This is a genomic window from Micrococcus sp. MS-ASIII-49 (genome assembly GCF_000946635.1).
Taxonomy (GTDB): Bacteria; Actinomycetota; Actinomycetes; order Actinomycetales; family Micrococcaceae; genus Micrococcus; species Micrococcus luteus.
Genome location: NZ_JXSP01000177.1, coordinates 1 through 1373 on the forward strand (window position 1 = coordinate 1; position 1373 = coordinate 1373).

Genomic DNA, 1373 nt, shown 5'->3' on the forward strand with positions numbered 1-1373 from the left:
CGCCCGTTGCGCATCGCCATCATCGGTGCCGGACCCGCCGGGGTGTACACGGCGGACATCCTGACCAAGGAGGAACGGGACTTCCGGGTCAGCATCGACCTGTTCGACCGGTACCCGGCCCCGTTCGGCCTCATCCGCTACGGGGTGGCCCCGGACCACCCGCGCATCAAGGGCATCGTCACCGCCCTGCACAAGGTCATGGACCGCGGGGACATCCGTTTCCTCGGGAACGTGGACTACGGCACGGACCTGAGCCTGGCGGATCTGCGTCGGCATTACGACGCGATCGTGTTCTCCACCGGGGCCGTGCGGGACGCGGCCCTGGACGTTCCCGGGGTGGAGTTGGCCGGCTCGTTCGGTGGCGCCGACTTCGCGTCCTGGTATGACGGGCACCCGGATGTGCCGCGGCACTGGCCGTTGGAGGCCACGCAGGTGGCGGTGATCGGCAACGGGAACGTGGCCCTGGATGTGGCCCGGATCCTGTCCAAGCATGCCGAGGACCTGCTGCCCACCGAGATCCCGGACAACGTGTACCGGGACCTGGCCGCCTCCCCGGTCACGGACGTGCACGTGTTCGGTCGGCGCGGGCCGGCGCAGGTGAAGTTCACCCCGCTGGAGCTGCGGGAGCTGGCGCACTCCCGGGATGTGGACATCGTGTTGTACGAGGAGGACTTCGACTTCGATGAGGCCTCGGAGAAGGCGATCGAGGAGAACAACCAGGTCCGCACCATGGTGGGCACGCTGACGAACTGGCTCATGGAGCAGGAGGACCGTCAGCAGAGCGCCTCGCGTCGGCTGCACCTGCATTTCCTCCAGGCCCCCGAGGAGTTCCTGGACGAGGACGGCGACGGCCGGGTGGACGGCCTGCGGATGCGCCGAATGGAGCTGGACGGTTCCGGTGGGGTCCGCCCGACGGACGAGACCGTGGACTACCCGGTGCAGGCGATCTACCGGGCGGTGGGCTACTTCGGTTCGCCCGTGGAGGGGGTGGAGTTCGATGAGGTGCGCGGGGTGATCCCGAACGCGCAGGGCCGGGTGCTCGACGCGGACGGTGCCCCCGTGCCGGGCCTGTACGCCTCGGGGTGGATCAAGCGGGGCCCGGTGGGCCTGATCGGGCACACCAAGGGTGACTCCCTGGAGACGATCAAGCATCTGATCGAGGACGAGCCGGGGCTGTGGACGGCCCAGGAGCCCTCCGAGGAGTCGGTGATCGAGCTGCTCGAGTCCCGTGAGGTGCCGTACACCACGTGGGCCGGCTGGCATGCTCTGGATGACCACGAGAAGTCCTTGGGTGCGCAGGCGACGGAGGCCGGTCCGGTGGCGCGGGAGCGGGTGAAGGTCGTGGACCGGGAGGAGATGACCCGCATCTCCCG

Annotated in this window: 1 protein-coding gene; it reads left to right on the forward strand. The window is 69.1% G+C overall.

The genetic code is table 11. The features are described 5' to 3' along the window. Positions 1–1373 (forward strand): FAD-dependent oxidoreductase (locus SJ20_RS11380; protein WP_131661518.1); only part of this gene is annotated, 1373 nt, incomplete at both ends.